Consider the following 2,178-nt stretch of genomic DNA (forward strand, 5'->3'; position numbering starts at 1 on the left):
GGCAAGTTCGGCGGTGACGTCTCGCACCTGAACCTGCACAAGACCTTCTGCATCCCGCACGGCGGCGGCGGGCCCGGCGTCGGCCCGGTCGCGGCGAAGGCGCACCTGGCTCCGTTTATGCCCGGCGATGCCAACAAGGCCGCCCATGAAGAAGGGCACGGCGTGGCGATTTCCGCTTCCCGGTTCGGCTCGGCCGGTGTCCTGCCGATCTCCTGGGCGTACGTGAAGCTGATGGGCGGGCAGGGCCTGACCGAGGCCACCAAGTCCGCGCTGCTGGCCGCGAACTACGTCGCTGCCCGGCTGAACGAGTTCTACCCCGTGCTCTACACCGGCGAAGGAGGGCTCGTGGCGCACGAGTGCATCCTGGACCTGCGCGAACTCACCGCCCGCAGCGGGGTGACCGCTGAGGATGTGGCCAAGCGCCTGATCGACTTCGGCTTCCACGCCCCCACCCTGGCCTTCCCCGTCGCCGGGACCCTGATGGTCGAACCCACCGAGTCCGAGGACCTGGCCGAGATCGACCGCTTCATCGACGCCATGATCACCATCCGCAAGGAAATCGACCAGGTGGCCAACGGCGACTTTGCTGTTGCAGACTCACCCCTCCGGCGTGCACCCCACACGGCTGCCGCCGTCGTGAGCTCCGACTGGGACCGTGCCTACCCGCGCGAGCAGGCCGCGTTCCCGGCACACCACAAGCAGGACAAGTACTTCCCGCCCGTGGGACGCATCGACGGCGCAGCCGGCGACCGCAACCTCATCTGCTCCTGCCCGCCTCTCGAAGCGTTCGAGGACAACACCGACGTCGAAAACCAGGCCTCCCATGACTGAGAACCACACCGCCCTTTACGGCGAGCACCAGAAGCTTGGCGCCTCCTTCACCGATTTCGGCGGCTGGCAGATGCCCTTGAAATACAGCTCTGAGCTTGCCGAACACCACGCCGTGCGCAACGGTGCGGGCCTGTTCGACCTTTCCCACATGGGCGAAGCCTGGGTCACGGGCCCGGACGCCGCAGCCTTTTTGGACTACGCCCTGGCGGGAAAGATCTCGGCCATGCCGGTGGGCAAGGCCAAGTACTCGCTGATCTGCACTCCGGACGGCGGCATCATCGATGACCTCATTACCTACCGCCGCCCTTCCCCGGCAGCGGGCGGGGACCGCTTCCTGGTGGTCCCCAACGCAGGCAACGCCAAAGTAGTGGCCGAGGCCCTGCAGCAACGTTCGGCCGGCTTCGACGTCACCGTGGAGGACGCCTCGGCAGAAACGTCGCTGATCGCAGTCCAGGGACCCAAGGCGCAGGACCTCCTGCTCCGGCTGGTCCCCGCGGCCCAGCATGCAGACGTTACCGGGCTGAAGTACTACGCCGCGGTGGAAGTCCCGTTCCTGGTCAACGGAGCCGGGCTCACCCTCCTGCTGGCGCGCACTGGCTACACCGGCGAAGACGGCTTTGAGATCTTCGTGCCCAACGATGACGCCGTCGGACTCTGGCAGGCACTCCTCGCGGTGGCCGACGACGGGGAGCTCACCCCGGCGGGCCTCGCATGCCGGGATTCGCTCCGCCTGGAAGCCGGGATGCCCCTGTACGGCAACGAACTCTCCCTGCAGGGCGACCCGTACTCCGCCGGACTCGGTCCCGTCGTCGCGCTGTCCAAGGAAGGCGACTTCGTGGGCAAGGCAGCGCTGGCAGAAAAGAAGGAGGCCGGCGCGGGATCGACCACCGGCCGCCGCCTGGTGGGCCTGAAGGGCCTGGGCCGCCGTGCCGGCCGTGCCCACTACCCGGTCCTCAAGGACGGGGCAGTGGTTGGCGAAGTCACCTCCGGACAGCCTTCACCCACCCTAGGCTACCCGGTGGCGCTGGCCTACGTCGACGTCGAACACGCCGCCCCCGGAACAGCCCTCGACGTCGACCTGCGCGGCAAGGCCGAACCGTTCGAAGTGGTCGAGCTGCCGTTCTACAAGCGCACCAAGTAGGACGTCATGGCTGTTGGTGTTTTTGATCTTTTTTCGATCGGTATTGGGCCTTCGTCGTCTCATACTGTGGGGCCGATGCGGGCTGCTGCGGTGTTTGCGGAGGAGTTGAGGGGTGCCGGGGTGTTGTCCCGGGTGGCTTCGTTGCGGGTGGATCTGTATGGGTCGTTGGCTGCGACGGGGCATGGGCACGGGACGATGACGGCCAT

General features: G+C 67.1%; 2 protein-coding genes and 1 pseudogene. All 3 read left to right on the plus strand.

Going from position 1 to position 2,178, the window contains the following annotated elements; all coding sequences use genetic code 11:
• Positions 1–831 (plus strand): annotated as a pseudogene (locus tag AC1DBN_RS21310) (glycine dehydrogenase (aminomethyl-transferring)); the annotation flags it as partial.
• A complete protein-coding gene (gene gcvT, locus AC1DBN_RS21315) occupies positions 824–1,972 on the plus strand; it encodes a glycine cleavage system aminomethyltransferase GcvT (RefSeq protein ID WP_314216634.1) in 1,149 nt (382 codons plus the stop codon). The pseudogene AC1DBN_RS21310 and the gene gcvT, both read left to right, overlap by 8 nt.
• A 6-nt stretch (positions 1,973–1,978) precedes the next feature.
• The coding region (locus AC1DBN_RS21320; protein ID WP_477724177.1) for a serine dehydratase beta chain at positions 1,979–2,178 on the plus strand (200 nt) is incomplete at its 3' end.

The sequence above is a fragment of the Pseudarthrobacter sp. 10T415 genome, assembly GCF_056394175.1.

Coding starts and splice junctions, on each gene's coding strand:
- gcvT (WP_314216634.1), top strand. CDS start 824: ATGACTGAGAACCACACCGCCCTTTACGGCGAGCACCAGAAGCTTGGC.